Annotated in this window: 20 protein-coding genes and 1 tRNA gene; 7 read left to right on the top strand and 14 right to left on the bottom strand. The window is 68.2% G+C overall.

Features of this window, described 5'->3' with window-relative positions:
- Positions 1-25 precede the first annotated feature (25 nt).
- Both radA and CAURIS_RS09580 read right to left on the bottom strand, forming a co-directional pair.
- Positions 26-1393, bottom strand: a complete 1368-nt coding sequence (gene radA / locus CAURIS_RS09585) for a DNA repair protein RadA (protein WP_290341820.1) — start codon at positions 1391-1393, stop codon at positions 26-28.
- 49 nt (positions 1394-1442) lie between these two features.
- Positions 1443-1994, bottom strand: a complete 552-nt coding sequence (locus CAURIS_RS09580) for a hypothetical protein (protein ID WP_290341819.1) — start codon at positions 1992-1994, stop codon at positions 1443-1445.
- 202 nt (positions 1995-2196) lie between these two features.
- Between CAURIS_RS09580 and CAURIS_RS09575 the strand changes: the two genes are divergently transcribed.
- The 5 genes from CAURIS_RS09575 to rlmB are packed head-to-tail and all read left to right on the top strand — an operon-like array spanning position 2197 to position 6346.
- Positions 2197-2787, top strand: coding sequence for a CarD family transcriptional regulator (locus tag CAURIS_RS09575; protein ID WP_290341817.1), 591 nt, complete (start codon positions 2197-2199; stop codon positions 2785-2787).
- The gene (gene ispD, locus CAURIS_RS09570; RefSeq protein ID WP_290343375.1) at positions 2783-3493 is read left to right on the top strand and encodes a 2-C-methyl-D-erythritol 4-phosphate cytidylyltransferase; all 711 of its coding nucleotides are present in this window, start codon (positions 2783-2785) and stop codon (positions 3491-3493) included. Before CAURIS_RS09575 ends, ispD begins: the two co-directional genes overlap by 5 nt.
- Positions 3494-3498: 5 nt before the next feature.
- Complete coding sequence (gene ispF / locus CAURIS_RS09565) at positions 3499-3972, top strand: 2-C-methyl-D-erythritol 2,4-cyclodiphosphate synthase (RefSeq protein WP_290341816.1); 474 nt, start codon at positions 3499-3501, stop codon at positions 3970-3972.
- Positions 3972-5402, top strand: coding sequence for a cysteine--tRNA ligase (gene cysS / locus CAURIS_RS09560; RefSeq protein ID WP_435384003.1), 1431 nt, complete (start codon positions 3972-3974; stop codon positions 5400-5402). The genes ispF and cysS overlap by 1 nt, the downstream gene beginning before the upstream one ends.
- Positions 5403-5407: 5 nt before the next feature.
- Positions 5408-6346 carry a 23S rRNA (guanosine(2251)-2'-O)-methyltransferase RlmB gene (gene rlmB, locus CAURIS_RS09555; protein WP_290341813.1) on the top strand — a complete coding sequence of 313 codons (939 nt, stop codon included), beginning with the start codon at positions 5408-5410 and terminating at the stop codon, positions 6344-6346.
- Here the strand turns inward: rlmB and CAURIS_RS09550 are convergent.
- The 6 genes from CAURIS_RS09550 to CAURIS_RS09525 all read right to left on the bottom strand — a co-directional run bounded on the left by CAURIS_RS09550 (position 6312) and on the right by CAURIS_RS09525 (position 11826).
- Positions 6312-7184 (bottom strand): 3-hydroxyacyl-CoA dehydrogenase NAD-binding domain-containing protein, encoded by an 873-nt coding sequence (locus CAURIS_RS09550; RefSeq protein WP_290341811.1) that lies wholly within the window; start codon positions 7182-7184, stop codon positions 6312-6314. The genes rlmB and CAURIS_RS09550 overlap by 35 nt on opposite strands.
- 10 nt (positions 7185-7194) lie before the next feature.
- Positions 7195-8001, bottom strand: coding sequence for a CE1 family esterase (locus tag CAURIS_RS09545; protein ID WP_290341810.1), 807 nt, complete (start codon positions 7999-8001; stop codon positions 7195-7197).
- A 368-nt stretch (positions 8002-8369) separates the two neighbouring features.
- On the bottom strand, positions 8370-8846 hold the full coding sequence (locus CAURIS_RS09540; RefSeq protein ID WP_290341809.1) for an NYN domain-containing protein: 477 nt from the start codon (positions 8844-8846) through the stop codon (positions 8370-8372).
- A gap of 537 nt (positions 8847-9383) precedes the next feature.
- The gene (locus CAURIS_RS09535; RefSeq protein WP_290341808.1) at positions 9384-10235 is read right to left on the bottom strand and encodes a metal ABC transporter permease; all 852 of its coding nucleotides are present in this window, start codon (positions 10233-10235) and stop codon (positions 9384-9386) included.
- Complete coding sequence (locus CAURIS_RS09530) at positions 10232-10921, bottom strand: metal ABC transporter ATP-binding protein (RefSeq protein ID WP_290341807.1); 690 nt, start codon at positions 10919-10921, stop codon at positions 10232-10234. The genes CAURIS_RS09535 and CAURIS_RS09530 overlap by 4 nt, the downstream gene beginning before the upstream one ends.
- Positions 10918-11826 (bottom strand): metal ABC transporter solute-binding protein, Zn/Mn family, encoded by a 909-nt coding sequence (locus CAURIS_RS09525; RefSeq protein ID WP_290341806.1) that lies wholly within the window; start codon positions 11824-11826, stop codon positions 10918-10920. Before CAURIS_RS09525 ends, CAURIS_RS09530 begins: the two co-directional genes overlap by 4 nt.
- A gap of 96 nt (positions 11827-11922) precedes the next feature.
- On the opposite strand from CAURIS_RS09525, the gene CAURIS_RS09520 reads away from it, so the two are divergent.
- Entirely contained in the window at positions 11923-13005 is a 1083-nt protein-coding gene (locus CAURIS_RS09520) for a LacI family DNA-binding transcriptional regulator (protein ID WP_290341804.1), read from the top strand.
- Here the strand turns inward: CAURIS_RS09520 and otsB are convergent.
- From otsB to thrE, 5 genes are read right to left on the bottom strand one after another with little or no spacing between them, the layout of a single operon-like run.
- Complete coding sequence (gene otsB / locus CAURIS_RS09515) at positions 12971-13711, bottom strand: trehalose-phosphatase (RefSeq protein ID WP_290341803.1); 741 nt, start codon at positions 13709-13711, stop codon at positions 12971-12973. The genes CAURIS_RS09520 and otsB overlap by 35 nt on opposite strands.
- Positions 13708-14172 (bottom strand): hypothetical protein, encoded by a 465-nt coding sequence (locus tag CAURIS_RS09510; RefSeq protein WP_290341802.1) that lies wholly within the window; start codon positions 14170-14172, stop codon positions 13708-13710. Before CAURIS_RS09510 ends, otsB begins: the two co-directional genes overlap by 4 nt.
- Positions 14169-15461 (bottom strand): alpha,alpha-trehalose-phosphate synthase (UDP-forming), encoded by a 1293-nt coding sequence (locus CAURIS_RS09505; RefSeq protein ID WP_290341801.1) that lies wholly within the window; start codon positions 15459-15461, stop codon positions 14169-14171. Before CAURIS_RS09505 ends, CAURIS_RS09510 begins: the two co-directional genes overlap by 4 nt.
- Before the next feature lie 5 nt (positions 15462-15466).
- Entirely contained in the window at positions 15467-15832 is a 366-nt protein-coding gene (locus tag CAURIS_RS09500) for a hypothetical protein (protein WP_290341800.1), read from the bottom strand.
- Positions 15833-15880: 48 nt separating this feature from the next.
- On the bottom strand, positions 15881-17392 hold the full coding sequence (thrE, locus tag CAURIS_RS09495) for a threonine/serine exporter ThrE (protein ID WP_353959233.1): 1512 nt from the start codon (positions 17390-17392) through the stop codon (positions 15881-15883).
- 113 nt (positions 17393-17505) lie between these two features.
- Here thrE and CAURIS_RS09490 point away from each other — a divergent pair.
- Positions 17506-17578, top strand: a tRNA-Thr gene (locus CAURIS_RS09490).
- A gap of 111 nt (positions 17579-17689) precedes the next feature.
- Here CAURIS_RS09490 and CAURIS_RS09485 read toward each other — a convergent pair.
- Positions 17690-18871, bottom strand: coding sequence for an IS1249 family transposase (locus tag CAURIS_RS09485; RefSeq protein WP_290341799.1), 1182 nt, complete (start codon positions 18869-18871; stop codon positions 17690-17692).
- Between the last annotated feature and the right edge of the window lie 241 nt (positions 18872-19112).

Below are 19112 nucleotides of genomic sequence, written 5' to 3'. Positions count from 1 at the left end.
AGGGAGCCATCTTAGTGGCCGGGGTTCAGCGGTTCACGGCGGCGATGGCGTCGCGCAGCGTGGCGGCGGACACGATCTTCATCCCGGCAACGGTGACCTTGTCCCCGGCGGGGACAACGGCGCCGGTGTAGCCCAGGCGGGCGGCCTCCTGGAGGCGCCTGCCCAGGTTAGGCACGCGCCGCAGCTCGCCGGCCAGGCCGACCTCGCCCACCGCCACGGTCTTCGGCGGCAGGGGCCGCTCGTGCAGGCTGGACCAGGTGGCCAGCGCGACGGCGAGGTCGGTCGCTGTTTCGGTGATGCGCATCCCGCCCACGGTGGCCACGTAGGCGTCCTTGTCGTTGGTGCGCTCGCCGCAGCGGGCCTGCAGCACCGCCAGCACCATGGGCACCCGGTTGGAATCCAGGCCCGTGACCACGCGCTTCGGGCTCTTGTTCACTGGGTCGACGGTGAGGGCCTGCACCTCGGCGAGGATGGGGCGCACCCCGTCCATGGCGACGGTGACGGCGGAGCCGTCAGGGGTTTGGCCGCGGTGGGAGAGAAACAGCCCGGAGGGGTCGGGGACCTCGCGGATCCCGTCGGCGGTTTGCTCGAAGCAGCCGACCTCGTCGGTGGCGCCGAAGCGGTTCTTGATGCCGCGCAGCATGCGCAGGCTGGACTGGCGGTCGCCCTCGAAGTTGAGCACGACGTCGACGAGGTGCTCGAGCACGCGCGGGCCGGCGACGTTGCCGTCCTTGGTCACGTGCCCGACGAGCAGGATCGGTAGGTTCGTCGTCTTGGCCAGGGTGGTCAGCGCCGCCGTCACGGCGCGCGATTGCGCCACCCCGCCGGCCACGCCCTCCACGCCGGGGGCGTGCATGGTTTGCACTGAGTCGACGATGAGCAGCGAGGGCTTGATCTGCTCCACGTGGCCAAACACCACGTCGAGGTTGGATTCGGCGGCGAGGAAGAGCGTCTCGCGCAGTGCCCCGGTGCGCTCCGCGCGGGCGCGCACCTGGCCCGCCGATTCCTCCGCCGTGACATACAGGGCACGCCGTCCCTCGGCCTGCGACCAGCGCGAGGCCACCTCAAGCAGGAGCGTGGACTTACCGACGCCCGGCTCGCCGGCCATGAGGACCACCGAGCCGGGGACGACGCCGGAGCCGAGCACGCGGTCGAGCTCACCGATGCCGGAGGCGAGGGTGGTGGTCGCGGTGGTGTCCACGGCCGTGATCGGCGCGGCCGGGGAGGTCGGCGTCAGCGCCTGAACGGGCGCCGGGCCGACGGCGGCGGAGGGAGCCGGCGCCTGCTCCTGCAGAGTGCCCCAGGAACCGCATTCGGGGCAGCGGCCCAGCCACTTTGGGGAGGAGTAGCCGCAGACGGTGCAGGTGTGCAGCGTGCGCTGTTTCTTCGCCATGCGCACACTTTAAGGTATGGCGCTGAAGGGGGCGTCGATAAGCGAAAAGCTAGTGCCCGGCCTCGTCGCGGCTGGACGCGCCGGACGGCAGCGTGGGGGCGGAGACCGTCGCGGTGACGTCGACGGTGGCGTTGTCGAAGCGGAAGGAGACCTCGACGTTGCCGCCGTAGGCGAAGTTGTCGTTGAAGACGGAGGTGGTGACGTACTGGATGCAGTCACTGTCCGAGCGCGGGATGGAACCGATGGCGGCTTCGGAGTCAGCGACCAGGACACACTGGGCGGGGATCTCGACCGGGGCGTCGAACTCGACGTCGTTGCCGTCGACGGTGGCGGAGAGCAGGGTGTGCGGCTCGCGCGAGTCGTTCTGGTTGATGGCGGTGAACTTCAGGGCGGCCACGCTGTTGTCCTCCAGCACGACGGTGACGTCCTGGACGGCGATCTCCTGGTTCTCGCTGGTCACGCTCGCCCCATCCACGGCCGCGACCTGGTTGGACGTCTGGGTAATCTGGCCCGCGGAGCAACCGGCGATGAGCAGTGCGGACGCGGCGATGGCGGAGACGGCGGCGGCCGACTTCAGGGACTTCACGTGAGTGTCCTCCATACTTAGTTCTTCCCTTTTTCTCTCCGTTCACCTTAGCCCTTCGCCGCGACCTTTTCCCAGTTTCCGGCCCCGCTAGTGCGCACGGCGGCGGCCGCGAGGGGTCATTCGGGGGTAAACCTTCCGGCCCGGCCGCGCCCGCGCGCGGGTGGTAAACTAGCCGGGTTGTAAAGGTGTTAACGGCCGGAAAGAGTCTGGAGAATCCATGGAGTTTAACGTCGGAGAAGTTGTCGTCTACCCCCATCACGGCGCGGCACGTATCGCCGACATCGAGCAGCGCGAGATGGGCGGGGAGACGCTCGACTTCCTCGTGCTGAAGATTCTCCAATCCGACCTCGAGGTGCGGGTGCCGGTGAAGAACACCGAGCTCGTCGGCGTGCGCGACGTGGTCAACGAGGAGGGGCTGCAGAAGGTCTTTTCGGTGCTGCGCGAAACGGACGTCGAGGAGGCGGGTAACTGGTCGCGGCGCTACAAGGCCAACCAGGAGCGCCTGGCCTCGGGCGACATCAACAAGGTCGCCGAGGTGGTGCGCGACCTGTGGCGCCGGGACCAGGGTAAGGGCCTGTCCGCGGGCGAGAAGCGCATGCTGGGCAAGGCGCGCCAGGTGCTCGTGGGCGAGCTGGCGCTGGCGGAGCCGGTGGACGAGAAGAAGGCCGACGAGATGGAGGCGGAGATCGCCAAGATCATCGACGCGCAGGTCGCCGCCGGGATCTCCGTCGCCCCGCGCCCCGAGGAAGAGGACGACGATGTCGACCTCGACGACCTGAGCTTCGACGACCAGAGCGAAGACGATTAACGCGCAGCCGGCTGGCGCGCAGCCAGCCCCCCGCGTCACCGCGATCGTCGCTGCGGCCGGGCGCGGCACGCGGCTCGGCGCCCCGCTGCCCAAGGCCTTCGTGGATCTGGGCGGGTCGACGCTGCTCGCCCGCTCCGTCGCCACACTCGAAGCCTCCGGGGTGGTCGACGAGATCATCGTCATGGTCAGCGCCGATATGGAGAGCCTGGCCAGGTCCGTCGTCTCAGGCGCAGACGTGCGCTTCGTGCACGGTGGCGCCGAGCGCGCGGATTCCATCTACAACGGGCTGCGCGCCATCCCCGCGGACGACGGCGTGGTGCTCATCCACGACGCCGCGCGGTGCCTCACGCCCCCGGAGATGATCGCGCGGGTCGCGGGCGCCGTTATGGGCGGCGAGGTCGCCGCGGTGCCCGTCGTCGCGGTCGCCGACACGATCAAGGAGGTCGAGGAGGGGGCCGTCGTGTCCACCCCCTCGCGCGCGCGGCTTCGCGCCGTGCAGACCCCGCAGGCCTTTGACCTGCGCGCGCTGCGCCGTGCCAACGAGGCGTACTTTGACTCCCGCCCCGACTTCGCCGCCACGGACGACGCCAGCCTGATGGAGTGGTTCGGCGCCCGCGTGGCCACGGTGGAGGGCGACCCGCTCGCCTTCAAGATCACCACCCCGCTGGACATGCGCCTGGCGCAGGCCCTGATCCACGTACGGTAAAGGCCATGAGCAACATTCGCGTGGGTAGCGCCTTCGACGCGCACCGGATTCAGGCGGGCAAAGAGTGCTGGATCGCCGGCATCCTCCACGAGGGCGCCGACGGCTGCGAGGGGCACTCCGACGGCGACGTGGTCAGCCACGCCATCGTCGACGCGGTCTTATCCGCCGCCGGCCTCGGCGACCTCGGCTCCTTCGTCGGCGTGGGCCGCCCAGAATACGAGGGGGTGACAGGGGTGCGCCTGCTCGCAGAGCTCAAGGAGCTTCTGCGCGCCCACGAGGTCACCGTCATCAACGTCTCCGCCCAGCTGGTGGCCCAGACGCCGAAGATGGGGCCGGTGCGGGAGGAGGCGGAGCGCGTCCTGTCGCAGGCGCTCGGCGCCCCCGTCTCTGTGGGCGCCACCACCACCGACCACATGGGATTCACCGGCGCGGGTGAGGGTAGGGCGGCGATAGCCACGGCGCTGGTTGAACTAAGCTGATGCCCGTGACTTCCGGTACCCCTCGACAGCTGATCTTTGACACCGCCACCCGCTCGCTGCGCCCCTTCGAGCCGCTGCGCGACGGGCACGTCTCGATCTACCTGTGCGGGGCGACCCCGCAGTCGGCGCCGCACATCGGGCACCTGCGCTCCGGCGTCGCCTTCGACATCGTGCGCCGCTGGTTTTCGGCCCAGGGCTACGACGTCGCCTTCGTGCGCAACGTCACCGACATCGACGACAAGATCCTCACCAAGGCCGCCGATAATGGCCGGCCCTGGTGGGAGTGGGTTTCCACCCACGAGCGCGCCTTCACCCGCGCCTACGACACCCTGGGCGTCCTCCCGCCTTCGGTGGAGCCGCGCGCCACGGGGCACGTGACCCAGATGGTGGACTACATGCAGCGCCTCATCGACCGCGGCTTCGCCTACGCGGCGGAGGGCTCGGTCTACTTCGACGTCGACGCGTGGGTGAGCGCCCCCGGCTCCGACTACGGCGCCCTTTCCGGCAACCGCGTGGAGGAGATGGAGCAGGGCGAGGGCGGCGCGGCGGGCAAGCGCGGCGCCCACGACTTCGCCCTGTGGAAGGCGGCGAAGCCCGGCGAGCCGAGCTGGCCCACCCCCTGGGGCGCGGGCCGGCCCGGCTGGCACCTCGAGTGCTCTGCCATGTCCACCTGGTACCTGGGTGGGGAGTTCGACATCCACGGCGGAGGGCTCGACCTGCAGTTTCCCCACCACGAGAACGAGCAGGCGCAGTCGCACGCCGCCGGCGACGGCTTCGCCCGCTTCTGGATGCACAACCACTGGGTCACCATGGCCGGCGAGAAGATGTCGAAGTCCCTGGGCAACGTGCTCTCCATCGACAACATGCTGGAGTCCGTGCGCCCGGTGGAGCTGCGCTACTACCTGGGCTCCGCCCACTACCGCAGCGTGCTCGAGTACTCCCCGGCGGCGTTGAGCGAGGCGGCGGCCGGGTACCGCCGCATCGAGGACTTCGTCGCGCGCGCCGGGACGCCCGAGCCGTCGACGTGGACGGAGGGCTTCGCCGCCGCGCTTTTCGACGACTTCGGGGTGCCCCGGGCCCTCGCCGAAATCCACGGCGCCGTGCGGGAGGGCAACAAAGCCCTGGCCGCCGGCGACGCCGCGGGCGCCGAAAGGCTGGCCGCGAGCGTGCGCGCCATGGCGGCCGTGCTCGGGATTGACCCGGGGCAGTGGGCCGCGGGCGAGCAGGCACACGCCGGCGACGCCGCCGCAGCCGCCCTCGACGTGCTGGTGCGCGCCGAGCTCGAGCGCCGCGCGGAGGCGCGCGCCGCGAAGGACTGGGCCGTGGCGGACGGGGTGCGCGACCGCCTCGCCGCCGCCGGCATCGAGGTCACCGACACCCCCGACGGGCCCCAGTGGGCACTGAACACCCAACGTGAGGAAGACGTTTAACAGTTATGGCTAAACCGTACCAGCGCCCGGACAAGCAGAAGACGCCGAAGAAGGGGGCCTCGAAGGGCTCAGGCGGGCAGCGCCGCCGGGGTCTGAAGGGCAAGGGGGCCACCCCGAAGGCGGAGGACCGCGTCTACCACTCCGCCCACAAGCGCAAGCTCGAGCGCGAGCGCCGCGCTTCGGGGCGCCACGAGCGCGAGAGCGTCGACCTCGTGGTGGGGCGCAACCCCGTCGTGGAGTGCCTGCACGCGAAGGTGCCCGCCGAGGCGCTCTACGTCGCCCAGGGCACCGGCCACGACGACCGGCTCAGCGAGGCCGTCACCCTGGCTAATTCCCGGGGCCTGCCGGTCCACGAGGTGCCGCGCCGGGACCTGGACAACATGACGGGAAACGGGCTGCACCAGGGCGTGGGCCTGCGCATCCAGCCCTACAAGTACGCGGACGTCTTCGACCTGATCGCGGGTGTGAAAGAGCGCGGGGAGACCGGCATGTTCGTCATCCTCGACAACATCACCGACCCCCGCAACCTCGGCGCGGTGATCCGCTCCACCGCGGCGTTCGGCGGCCACGGCGTTATCATCCCGGAGCGCCGCTCGGCGCAGGTCACCGGCGTGGCCTGGCGCACCTCCGCGGGCACCGCGGCGCGGCTGCCGGTGGCGAAGGCCACCAACATCACCCGCACCGTCAAGGAGTTCAAGGACAACGGCTACATGGTCGTGGGCCTCGACGCGGGCGGGGAGCACACCCTGGACACCTTCAACGGCGCGGCCGACCCGGTCGTCATCGTCGTCGGCTCCGAGGGCAAGGGCATCTCGCGCCTGGTGCGCGAGAACTGCGACGTCATCATGTCCATCCCCACCGAGGCGTGGGTGGAATCCCTCAACGCCTCAGTGGCGGCGGGCGTGGTGCTTAGCGAGTTTGCTCGTCAGCGTCGCCAGAAATAACCGCGTTGAAGCCGCGCAGCTTCTCGTCGCGGGCGGTTTCGCGTCGCTCGAAGGACTCCTCGTCGGCGCCGTAGGCGTCGTCGACCTGCGAGAATAGCTCGTCGAGGTTATCCAGGTCCGGTTCCCCGGCCGGCATGTTGTCGGCCCACGCCGAGGCGATGCCCTCGAAAATCGCGGAGATCCCCTCTGCCCCGCCGCCGAGCCGGTTGGCCTCGAAGGGCCCGACCGCCGCGTAGCGCAGCCCGAGCGAGTTGCGCACGATGGTGTCCAGCTCCTCCGGGGTGACCACGCCCTCCTGCACGAGGTAGATGGCCTCCCACATGATCGCCTTTTGGATCCGGTTGCCCACAAAGCCCGTGATCTCCTTGCGCAGCGTCGTCGGCTCAAACCCGAGCTCAGAGTAGACCTTTTCCGCCCGCTGCGTCGTCTCGGAGCTGGTGTCGGGCCCCGGCACGATCTCGAGCACGGGCATGAGGTGCACGGGCGTAAACGGGTGGCCGACGATGACGCGCTCGGCGGCGGGGTTATCGCGCGCAATGAGCGAGGGCAGCAGAGCCGAGCTTGACGACGCCAAAACCACGCCGTCCCCCGTCACCTCCGCGAGCCGGGCGAACATCTCCTGCTTGAACTCCGGGTCCTCCGGCCCGGCCTCCTGCACAAAGTCCACGCCCTCGGCCGCCTCTTCGAGGTCGCTGAAGAAGGTGGCGCCGAGCTGTTCCACCTCGTCGGCGACGTCGGAGTCGATGTCGTGGACGTTCACCTCCCACCCCGCTTGCGTGAATCGCGTGATGAAGGATTTGCCGATCAGACCGCTTCCAATAATCAGTGCTGTACTCATGGCCCCCAGGCTAGAGGGAAAAATAGTCCCTGACCAGGTCCGCTCCCACAACCGCGTCGGTGCCGGGGCCGAGGCGCTCGTCCAGGCGCGCGGGGGAGGGCACGAGGTGGCCGACGCCCTCGAGTGACCACAGCTCCACCGGGGCGCCGCCGCCGGACCAGGTGTCCACCGTCACCGTGGGCTTCGGGTGCGAGCGCTCGTGGCGGCCCGCCCCGTTCAGCGAGGCCAGGTAGCGCGCGGAGTCGAGGGCGGAGCGGGCAGTGCCGCGGTTGGCGGGTCCCAGGCCCGCCTCGCCGCCGTGGTAGGGGACGATCGGGTCGGCGGCACCCTGCACCGCGAGGATCGGGGTGGGAACCCAGCCGGACGGTGCGCTCAGCATGTTGTCCTCGGTGGGGGCGGGGGCGCCGAACAGGGCGGCGCCGTGGAGGGCGCCGGGGGCGTCGAAAAGCATGCGAAGGAGCATTTGCCCGCCGTTGGAAAAGCCGCAGCCGATGACTCGGGTCGCGCCGTACAGCGCGATGAGCTCGCGGAGGAAGCCGACGTCGTCGACGCCGAGGGTGCGGGCGCTTTCCGTGAAGCTGCGGCGCAGGTCGTTGAAGTGGCGGCCGATGCCGTCGGGGTACACTACGCGGCAGCTCGGCGAGGCGAGGGTGTCGAAGGTGCGGCCCGTGAAGTTTCGCGCGACGCTGCCTGACTGCAGTGAGCCGTGCAAAAACAGAACGAGGGTGTCGGCGGGGCCGTCGCCCGCGGTGACCTCCAGCCAGGTCCTGTCCCGGCCGTCGTGGTGCAGGCTTCGTCGGGTGCGGTTGAGAGTCACCCGGCCCACTCTAGCTGCCGTCCGCGGGCGAGTGGGAAGGCTCCGTCAAGCGAAGCCACGGTCCATGAGCTCGTGCGTGCTTTCCGTGAGTTGCGATGTAGCGCTATGACCGACGCAAAAACTGGTGGCGGGGCCGTCGAGAAAAGTGGGGCTCGCTCCAAAGACCATTTGGGACCATCGACTCGTTGTCGCCATCTGAAAAGTTCGTGCCTTGCACAGCGTGGAACAAAACGGAAAAGTTGGGTCCTGAAAATGCTGGCTGCGGCTGAGCTCGGGTAGGTTTTTCAGATCAGTCGTAGCCGCATTGGCGGGCTATAGACAAATAGGCCAGTACGTCGCTGGGAAGGCCGCCAGCCGAGATGCTGATCCTAAAGCTCGTCCTCGTCATTATCGTCGTGAACGGCGGGTTCATAGTCCTGGTGCAGGGGGTCAGCTTTATTCTTGGGCGGTTTGCTAACACACTGACGCACTCCATCAACGTGCTCGTTGAGGCTTGCGGAGACTCGGGCCCAAAGTGGATCAAGAATGAAGTCTATGCCAGAGCGCCGGGCGTGCTTCGCAGCGGGAACAAAGTCGCTGTCGCCCGAGATTATGATGATTTGGTTGACCAAGCCGCGTTCTGCAAGAGAAGCGATATCCAGGCCAATCCGCATATCCACGCCCTTTTGGGTAATGTCTAGGGAAAAGTCGGCTTCGGTAAGCTCGCCCACAGAAATTTTACCTCGGCACAGATCTTTCAGCGGCTGAGGTTTGAGGCTAAAACCGTTTTGGGTCTCGAGTTCTTCCCCCGTCGTAGAGCTACTTTTCTTTTCTTCACTATTTCTTGCAGAAATTCCGTCATCCACACGAACTCATCTGACTCATCTGACTTGCCGAGGTTCACGTGCTTCTGCGTCAACGGATGGTATACGACCCTATCGGAGGGTTGGCAGTCGTAATAGTAGATGCGATACAGACTGCTCTGGGACTGGCGAATATGGCGACGGCAATACTCTAGCAGCTCATCTGCTCTTTCCCGGGGAGACTTTTCTTTGCCGAACAGAGCATTCGCCCGTTTCCGGTAAAACCCCCCGTCCACCAAAATTGCAGTTACGAGCGGTCGCCGCGGGTAATCTGGGCTAGATTTCGGTGAAAAGTGTCTCCCCATAGGACCCCCTGAAAATGAACGTGGGGCCCAGTCATCGGCCTTCTCCATATTGGCGGAGGGTCAACGGCTGGGCCCAATGGGGGCCAGCCTAGCATGCTGGCCCCAGCGTTGTAAATAAGAGTGGATGCGAGGTCGTGTGCGTCTCATTTCGCGCCGGAAGAAGCGGACACTAGCGTCTCACGCAGCGCAGTGTTGTAGCTGCAAAAACGGCCAGCAGGTGCCTCTTCGTTTCCGCTTAGCCCGTTGCCTGGATGCGTCGTGCCCTGCGCCCGCCGACCAGTCGGCACACGAGGTAGATGGCGAAGGAGATGAAGGAGACCATGACGCTCACGGGCAGGCCCGGGGCGAGCGAGAGGAGGATCCCGCCGACGGCGGCGACCTCCGCGAACAGCACCGACCACGCCACCGCGGTCAGCGGGTTCGAGGTGATGGCCACGGCGCTTGCCCCGGGGGCGATGAGCAGCGACATCACCAGCAGCGCCCCGACGATCTGCACGGTCTGCGCCGCGGCGATGCCGAGCAGGACGGCGAAGGCCGTGGCGATGAGGCGCACGCGCACGCCCGAGGCGGCGGCGACGGCCGGGTCGGCGGAGGCGAACAAAAGGGGGCGCCACAGCAGCGCGACGGCCACCACCACGAGGACGGTGGCGATCGCAAGCGAGCGCACCCCGGAGCCGGTCACGCCGACGATCTGTCCGGTGAGCAGGGACATCGCGATCGTGGAGTTGCCGGGGTAGAGGTAGAGGAAGAGGACGGACACGCCCATGCCGAAGCTCATGACCACGCCGACGGCGGCGTCGTTGCCGCCGCGCAGGCCGAAGGCTACGAGCAGAAGCGCTGCCGCGACGGAGCCGGCAACGGCGCCCAGCGGCAGGCTCAGGCCGAAGAACAGGGCGATGGCAGCGCCCATGAGCGCCAGCTCGGAGGTGGCGTGAACGCCGAAGGACATCTTGCGCAGGATCACCAGCGGGGCGATGACGCCGGAGAGAACGCCGAGGAAGGCGGAGGCGAGAAGTGAGGCGCGGACGAAGTCGAATCCGAGCAGGTAGCGCGTCTGCTCGATCGCCCCGGAGAGGAAATCGATCACACGATCACCGTCTTACCGCGCACGGTGACCACGTCGACGGGCGCGCCGTAGAGGTCGCTGAGCACGTCCGAGTCGAGCACCTCGCTCACAGGGCCCAAGACGTGTCCCTGCGGGCCGATGTAGAGGATGCGGTCCACCACGTCGACGACTGGGTCGATCGAGTGGGTGACCATGAGCACCGCCGCGCCGAGGGAGCGGAAGCGCTGGACCGTCTCGCGCTGGTGGGCGACGTCGAGGGAGAGGAAGGGCTCGTCGGCGAGCAGGATCTCGGGTCGCTTGGCCAGGGCCTGCGCCTGGCGCACGAGCTGCTGCTGCCCGCCGGAAAGGGCGCCCACGCGGGCGTCGGCGAGGTGGCTCGCCCCCACGGAGGCGAGCAGCTCGTCCACCCTCGCGCGGTTGGCGCGCCGGTTGCGCAGGATACCGTGGCCGAGCGAGAGGGAGACGAGGTCGCGGGCGCGCAGGGGCAGGTCCTGGTCGAACATGCGCTGCTGCGGGATGAAGCCCAGCCGGCCGTTGACCTCAGCGCGGCCGGACTGCAGGCGGCGGATGCCGGCCAGGCAGTTGAGCAGCGTCGACTTCCCCGAGCCGTTGGGGCCGAGGACGGCGATCATCTCGCCCTCGGCGATGTCGAGGTTGACGTTGCTCCAGAGCGGCTCGACGGTGGCGTCGATAAGCCGTGCGATCACTGAAGTGCCTGGCCGATTTCGTCGACCACGCGGGCGAAGTAGTCGAGGAACTCCTCGCCGTTCGGCGGGGTCTCGTAGACCTCGACGATGGGCACGTTGTGCTCCTGGGCCGCCTCGATGATGCGGCGGGCGGAGGCGTTGACGCTTTGCGGGCTGTGGACGAGCACGTCGATCTCGCCGGCCTCGATGGCGTCGAGGAACTCAGCGATGGCGGCGGCCGGGGGCTCGGTGTGGTTCAGCGTGGCGCTGCGGTAGGACTCGGGGGTGACCAGCTCGAGGTCGGATTCCTCGATGAGCGCGTCGGCGATCGGGTGAACCTGTGCGATCCGGGCCGCGGGCAGGTCGTCGATGTCGGCGGCGATGGCGTCGAGCTGGGCGTCGAGCTCGGCGGTGTCGCCGCCGGCGGTCTCGGCGATCTGGTGGCCTACCTCGCGCACGGCCTCGGTGGAGTACCAGATGTGCTCGTTCTCATCGTGAGCGTGGTCATGGTCATGGTCATGGTCATGCTCGTGGTCGTGGTCGTGGTCGTGCTCGTCGTCCTCCGCGAGCGGCAGGGCCGAGATGATGTTCCCGGGCTCGGCGGCGGTGTAGAGCCCGACGTCGTAGGAGCCGCCGTTGGCGATGACGAGGTCGGCCGACTGGATGCGGGCGTGGTCTTCCGCGGTCGGCTCGTAGTCGTGCGGGTCGATGGAGGGGTTGGAGATCACGGCGCCGATCTCGCGGTCGAGGACGGAGGTGGCAACGTCAGCCCACACCTGCGTGGTGGCGACGGTGTCCTCCGTCTGTTCCTCGGCGGGCGCGGCGCTGTCCTGCTCGTTCTCGGGGGAGCAGGCCATGAGGGTGGCTGCTGCCGTTGCTGCTGCGATGACACCCGCGAAGGGGCGCGTGGGGCTAAACTTTCTCATGCGTACCATCAAACCACTAGTGAAAACATGTTTCAATAATTGGTGGCCAGGCCCCTCATCCGGGGCGTCCGCCCCCGGCACAATACGATTGGGCCCATGCCCCGCCGCCCCGCCCCCCGGGCAACCCTGGCCTCCATCGCCGCCGAGCTCGGCGTCTCGCGCACGACCGTGTCCAACGCGTACAACCGCCCGGACCAGCTGTCGCCGCAGCTGCGCGAACGCATCCTCGGCACGGCGCGCACCCTCGGGTACCCGGGCCCGAACCCCACGGCGCGCTCGCTGCGCACCGCCCGGTCCGGCGCGCTCGGAGTGATCCTCACCGAGCGCCTCGCCTACGCTTTCGAGGACCAGGCCTCCGTCGCCTTTTTGGCCGGCCTGGCCGCCACGAACGATGTCTCCCTGACGCTCATCCCCGTCGGACCGGGGGAGGGGCCGACGCTGAACAGGGACGCCGTCGCGGACGCGATCGTCGACGGCTTCGTCGTCTACTCCGTCCCCGCCGGGGACCCGCACCTGAAGGCGGCTCGGGCCCGGGGGCTGCCGGTGGTGGTGTGCGACCAGCCCGCGAACCTCCCGGGCGTTGCCTACGTGGGCATCGACGACTTCGCCGCCATCCAGCCCGCGGCCCGCACGCTTGTCGACGCCGGCCACCGCCACATCGGCATCCTCACCAAGCGCCTCTTCAGCCGCCCGCGCGACGGCGCCGTCACGGACGCCGATCTGAACACCTCAGACATGCACGTGCAGCGCGACCGCGTCCGCGGGGCGCTGGAGGTCTTCCGCGCCGCCGGAATCGTTGACGTGCCCATCGTTAACAGGCACTTCAACGACCTCGCCGCTGCGGCCGACGGCGCCCGCGAGCTCATCGGCTCGCACCCCGAGCTCACCGCCGTGCTGTGTACCACGGACTCGATGGCCCTCGGCGTCCTCGACGCGTTCGGCGAGCGTGTCCCGCACGAGCTGTCGGTCACCGGCTTCGACGGCATCGCCGCCGCTCGCTACCTCGGCCTGACCACGGTGGAGCAGCCCAACACGCGCAAGGGCCGCGAGGTGGGTCGCGTGCTGAGCTCGCTTATTGGCGCCCCCGCCCCGCCCAGCCCACCGCGCACCATCCTGCCTACGACGTTCGTGCCCGGCCGCACGGTCAGCGCGCCCCGCGGGCGCGTGCGAGGCAGGTGAGGAAGGCCGCCAGTTCGGGCACGGTGCGCAGCCGCAGCCCCGCGATGGAGGGCTTGTCGCCGACCTTGATGCCCACGTCGCCGCTGTCGAGCACCGCCAGCGCGGCCTCGTCCGTCGTGTCGTCGCCGGCGAAGAGCGTGGCGCTAAAGCTGCGCTTGGCGCGCCCGAGCCACGTGCCCTTGGTGATGTCTAAGGCGGAGAACTCCACGACGTTTTTGCCCGGCGTCACCGGCCTGCCCTCCGCGTCGATCTCAAGGGCCCGGGCAAGCAGCGCGGCGGCCTTGTCGGGTTCGGTGGCGGCGAGCGCGGCGACGTGGAGGACGCGCTGGTAGGGCTTGACCTCCACGAAGGCGGGGGGCTCGGCGAGGGCCGCGAGCCGCTCCTCCACGCGCTGCAGGTACTGCCGGTCCGCGGCCGTCAGCTGCGGCCCGCCCGCGGTGGTTTCGGCGCCGTGGGAGCCGACCAGCACCACCGGGTCGCCCAGCGGGAAAACGCTGCGCAGCCCGTCGAGGTGGCGGCCGCTGAGCACGGCCACCGTGGTCTTCGGCAGCTGGCTGAGGGCCTCGATGGCCTGCAGGGCCTCGGGGTGGGCGCGCGCCGCGGCCGCGTCGGGGACGATCTCGGCGATGGTGCCGTCGAAGTCGAGGCAGACCAGCAGAGTAGGCGCGCCCGCCAAGCGCCGCAGGGCCGTGTCGATCCCGCTCACAGCGCCATCATCCTCAGCGAGGGCGCTTCGGCACCGGGCGCCGCGCCCTCCTTCCGCAGCAGCGCCTCGCGCTGCCCGAGGTGGCGCACCCGGAAGGTCGTGCCCGCGGCGAAAAGGCCCACCAGCTGGTCGTGGACGTAGCGCGAGCCGCCGACGCAGTCGCCGGGATCGGCGACCTCCACCTCGTCGAGGCGCAGCAATGCGCCCTCCGCCGTCGTGGTCGCGCGCAGCGGCGCGCAGCCGGTCAGGCCCCTCATGGAGGCCGCTCCGAACTCCAGGGTGGCCTTTCCGGCCGCGTCGGGTGGCAGAGCGCCGGGGGCGGCGGGGTCGGTGTGCAGCGCGACGATCTGCCAGCTTTGTCCGGTGAGTCCCAAAGCGGCGGCCTCGTCCGCGCCGCCGGCGCAGCCCGCCAGCGCGCCGACGAGGGCGAAAGCGCAGGCGGCGCGGGCACGCCGCGTCACAGGGCCTCCAAAAAGTCCGTGGCCCAACGCTGCACGTCGTGCTCCGTCACCCAGGCGTGCATGGCGCGCATCGCCCCTGGGTCGCCCGCGACGGCGGCGCGGATCGCCTCCTCCACCGACGGCAGGTCGAAGGGGTTGCACAAAAACGCCTGGCGCAGCTCGACGGCGGCGCCGGCGAACTCCGAGAGCACCAGCGCGCCCGTGCCGTCCGAGTGGCAGGCGACGTACTCCTTGGCCACCAGGTTCATCCCGTCCTTAAACGGGGTGACCAGCATGACGTCCGCGGCGGCGTAGAACACCCCGAGCCGGCTTTTCGGCACCGAGCGGTGGATGTAGTGCACCACCGGGCGCCCGACCTCGCCGAAGCGCCCGTTGATCCGTCCCACGGCTTCCTCGACCTCGCGGCGGGTCTGCCGGTAGTGGTCGATCCTCTCGCGCGAGGGGGTGGCCAGTTGCACCAGGATGGCGTCGTCAAGCATGCCCTGCTCGAGCAGGCTCTCGAAGGCGAGGAGGCGCTGCAGAATGCCCTTCGTGTAATCGAGCCGGTCCACTCCGAGGAGAAGGGTCCGCGGGCTGCCCACGCTTTCGCGCAGCGTAGCGACGTCCCCCTCGCCGCCCCGGGCAATCGCACCGGGGTCGATGGAGATCGGGAACGTGCCGGTGCGCGGCGCGCTGGCACCGACGAGGGTGCGGAAGTTCTCCTCGTCCTCGGCGCGCTGGAAGCCGATCAGGTCGCAGCCCTCAAGGCCCCGGATGACCTCCTCGCGCCACGGCAGCTGGCGGAAAATGTCGGGCGGGGGGAAGGGGATGTGCAAGAAGAAGCCGATGGTCAGGTCGGGGCGCATCGCGCGCAGCAGCCCCGGCACCAGTTGCAGCTGGTAGTCCTGCACCCACACCACGGCACCGGGGGCGGCGGCGGCCGCCGTGGCCTCGGCGAAGCGCCGGTTGACGTCGCGGTAGGACTCCCACCACTCGGCCTCGTAGCGCGGCGCGACAATCAGGTCGTGGTAGAGGGGCCACAGCGAGGAGTTGGAAAAGCCCTCGTAGAAGTCCTCGTAGTCGTGGCGCGTGAGCGTGACCGGCTGCAGCTGAATGCCCTCGAACTCGAAGGGCTCCACCTGCGTGTCGGCCTCGCCCGGCCAGCCGACCCAGCACCCTTTGTGCCGGCGCAAAACAGGGGCGAGCGCGGCGACGAGCCCGCCGGGGGAGGCCTCCCACCCGGAGGCGGTCTCTGCGCGGTCGACGGGCAGGCGGTTGGCAACAACGACGAAGCGATTTGCCCCGGTCATAGCGCCTAAGCCTCGCCGGTGGTTTTCTTGGCGGCCTTCTTTTTCGCGGTGGTCTTCTTCGTCGCCTTCTTGGTGGCCTTCTTCTTCGTCGCTTTCTTCTTGGTCGCCTTCTTCTTGGTGGCCTTCTTGGAGGTGGCCTTTTTGGTGGTGCTCTTCTTGGTGGCGGCCTCCGCTGCGGCCTCCTGCTCCTCGGCGTACTTGCTGTAGACGAAGCCGCGCGGCTCAACGCCGAGCATGGACATCAGGGTGACGCCGTCGAAGAAGTCCTCGGCGTAGGTGGCCACGATCCGTCGCGCGCCTGAGGCGGTCTGCTCCTCAACAGCGTGGGCAGCTTCGGGGGAGGGGCGAGAATCGGTGATCTTGGGTGGCACTAAAGCGTCTCCTTCTACACAGCCGTGATTAACGCGGGCTTGTCAATTCTACGCCACGGGGCCACCGCTCGCCCCGGGCCCCGCGGCGCCGGTGCGCGTGGCGGGCCGGCGGCGCCTGCGGTTGCGTGCCGCCTGCTCGGCGCGGCGGATCTGCTGGAAGGTGACGCGGCCCGCGCGCCGGAAGGCGGTGTAAGGGTTGAAGATGCGGGGGCGGCGGATGCGGCGCGCGCCCCACTCGCCGAGGACCACGCCGCTGGCGAGCGCCACGCAGGTGCCCACCGCCAAAGCCAGGCTGGTCACGCCGATGACCATCTGCTCGTTGAGCATCGCGTACATGCCTCGGTAGATGCCGGCGCCGGGCAGGAAGGGGGTGACGCCGGCGACGGCGGTGATCACGGGGTTGATCATCAGGCGGCGGGCGATGAGACCGCCGCCGAGGCCGATCATGACGGCGCAGGCGAAGGTGGCCAGCAAGCTGCCCGCGCCGAGCGGGAGGAGGAAGACGTAGTACATCACGGACCCGGCGAAGGCCGCGACGGCGGACACCGCCACGGCCGGGCGCTCGGCGAAGCAGGTCACCGCGAAGGAGGCCGCGGCGACTGTGCCGCCGATGATGCGCGCGACGGCGGAGCCGAACGTCGGGGTGCCCAGCATTGTCTCCAGGGGTGGGAGGCCCACCCCGAGCATGTCGGAGACGGCGATGCCCGTGGCCACACCGGCGACGATGCCGCCGGTGAACAGCATCGTCTGGAAGAAGCGGGCGCTGGCTGTGACCGGGGAGCCGGTGATGCCGTCGAGAAGGGATTGCACCAGCGTGAGGCCGGCGAGCAGGACGACGATGCCGGTCGCGATGACCTGCGTGGGCACCACCGTGTAGCCGAACGTCGCGGAGAACTGGTAGAGGATCACGGCCGGGACGGTGGCCAAAAAGCCGCCGATGGCGCAGTGGAAGAAGTACGGCAGGTCGTTGCGGGAGAGCACTTTGCCGATGCCCATGATGAGGAAGGCGGTCAGCCCGCCGAATAGCGCCATGAGCAGGTCGCCGCCGAGCAGGATCGAAATCGCCCCGCCCATGAAGGCCCACCCGACGAGGAAGCGCGCGTTGCGGTGCGGGATGTACTCGCGCTCGATGTCGTCGAGGATCTTCTCCGCCATCTCCGGCGGGGTCGCGCCGGAGCGGATCGAGCGGATCAGCCGGTCCACTTCCTGCAGCTTGTGGTAGTTGTACGACGAGTCGTTGACCACGCGGAAGACGTTGACGGGCTGGCGGCGCTCCACACCGATGATGGTGTGGATGTTCATGATGTTCACCGTGATGTCCACGTGGCAGTAGTGCAGGCCGTAGGAGGAGGTCACGGTGTGGATGTGCGCCTTGACGTCCGAGCTCGTCGTGCCGTTGGTGATCAGGATGGACCCGATCCGCGCAGCGATGTGCATGACCGCGGCGACCTGGGTCGGGTCAGTCAGGTCGACCGGAGCGAGGACGGAGGGCGGGGGCGAGGTGCGGGCATCGTCGATTGTCGCCACCGCGCGCGACTTCGAGCGGAAAGCGTCCAACAACCGTCCGAATCCAGCACCAGATCCGCTGCTCACCCTTGGTTCCACACGGGACACACTAACCCCATAGGCGGTTTCCCGCACGGCCGGGGTGCCCGTGTACACTTTTGCTCACTGCTGGAGTGGCGCAATCGGTAGCGCAACGCACTTGTAATGCGTAGGTTGCGAGTTCAAGTCTCGTCTCCAGCTCCCCGGCCCCCGCCTGCCCGTGCAGGCGGGGGCTCGTCACCTGTCCGCCCCGTCGCACGAAAAGAGGGTTAAACGACAAAATGTGTGTCTGGTGTCGGCGTGTCGCGGGGGTTAGATCTGGCCTTTTTGGATCCCGATTGAGTGGGTGTAGTGGGTGTCGATAGCGTTGTCGTAGAGGGCTGGTCGTCCTGTTTCGTGGTTGGCTTGGTTCTCGTTGTGGGGCAGGGTTGAAGCTTTGGCGAGTTGGTCCTGACCCCAGTTGGACTGTCTGGCGATCTCGACTGGGTCGTCAGGCAGTTCTGTTTTCAGGTAGAGCCACCAGTCGAGCATCCGGCGTTGATGCTCACCGGATCTGCCGCGATGGGTGCGGGCAAGCATTTTGAGCTGGGCGTTGATCCCGCCTTCAAGACTGTTAGTCGTCGGTTTGATCCGCCCGGGGTTGATCACACCGTCGGGTGGGTCGAGGTAGACAAACAACAAGTTGTTGCGCCACAGGTGGTTGAGGCTGTTGTAGGCCTTGCGGGTGCGTTCATGCGTCCACGACCAGGTGCGTTGTTTCGTCAATGGGTCGGTTGTCCACGTTTTCTGGTTCATCCAGTCGCGGTAGACGTTGCCGTATTCGTGGAGCTTGGCGCCCCACGCGGCTGCCTCATCAAGATCGGTGATCTTCGTGAGGTTAAGCGCGAGTTGGTAGATCGCTCGTCCAGCATCCGTGCGCGGGCGGGAGGTGGTGTAGCGGCGCACCACACGTTGGGCGTGGACAAGGCAGCGTTGGATCTTGGTGTTAGGCCAGCACTTTTTGATCGCGCTGGCTGCGCCTTGTCCACCGTCGATCACGGCGATCAGGGGCGCGGGGATGCGTTCACACAGTTGCTGGTAGTCGCGGGTGGTTTCGTGTGTGCACCAGTGCCAGGCGATGACGTGATCCAAGGTGGCGGCAACTATGAGACATCCGCCAGCGGTGTAGGTGCCGTCAAGAAAGACCTGGTCATAGACTCGGCCTTCGTGCCCGATGGTGGGATCGGGAACATCAACTAGCCAGAAGTGCTCAAACCGGCGTTGCAAGGTGCGTGGGTTGCAGCCTGTTTTGGCAGCGGTGATTTTCAGACTGTCACCCGTGGTGACGTGAGTGATAAAGGCGTTGAAGGCGGCGGCGTTGGTGATATCCGGCCGTCGTTTCGTGACGGAGGCCCCGCAGATCTTGCATCGCCACCGAGTGCGGTTCGCGGAGGTTTTCCCATTACGCTTCATTTCGCCGCCGCACACAGCGCAGCGGGGTCGGTTCTCCGGCATTGAGCCACCACACCACCGGCCCCTACCACATCAACCACGCCACACCGGGGATATACGACCACCACAGCGGATATACGCTCTTGGGGCATATACTTCCGGAAATCGCCGAGGTCAGATACCGGAAATCACCAATTCCGGACACACATTTTGACCCTTAACCCCGAAAAGACGAACCCCCTATCCAGCAGGCGTTCAGGAAGTGTTCAGCTTCGGGGTGTTTACTCTGCGCGAGACACTTTTT

This window comes from Corynebacterium auris (assembly GCF_030408575.1).
Taxonomy (GTDB): domain Bacteria; phylum Actinomycetota; class Actinomycetes; order Mycobacteriales; family Mycobacteriaceae; genus Corynebacterium; species Corynebacterium auris.
This window is presented reverse-complemented; position numbering and strand designations above follow the sequence as displayed.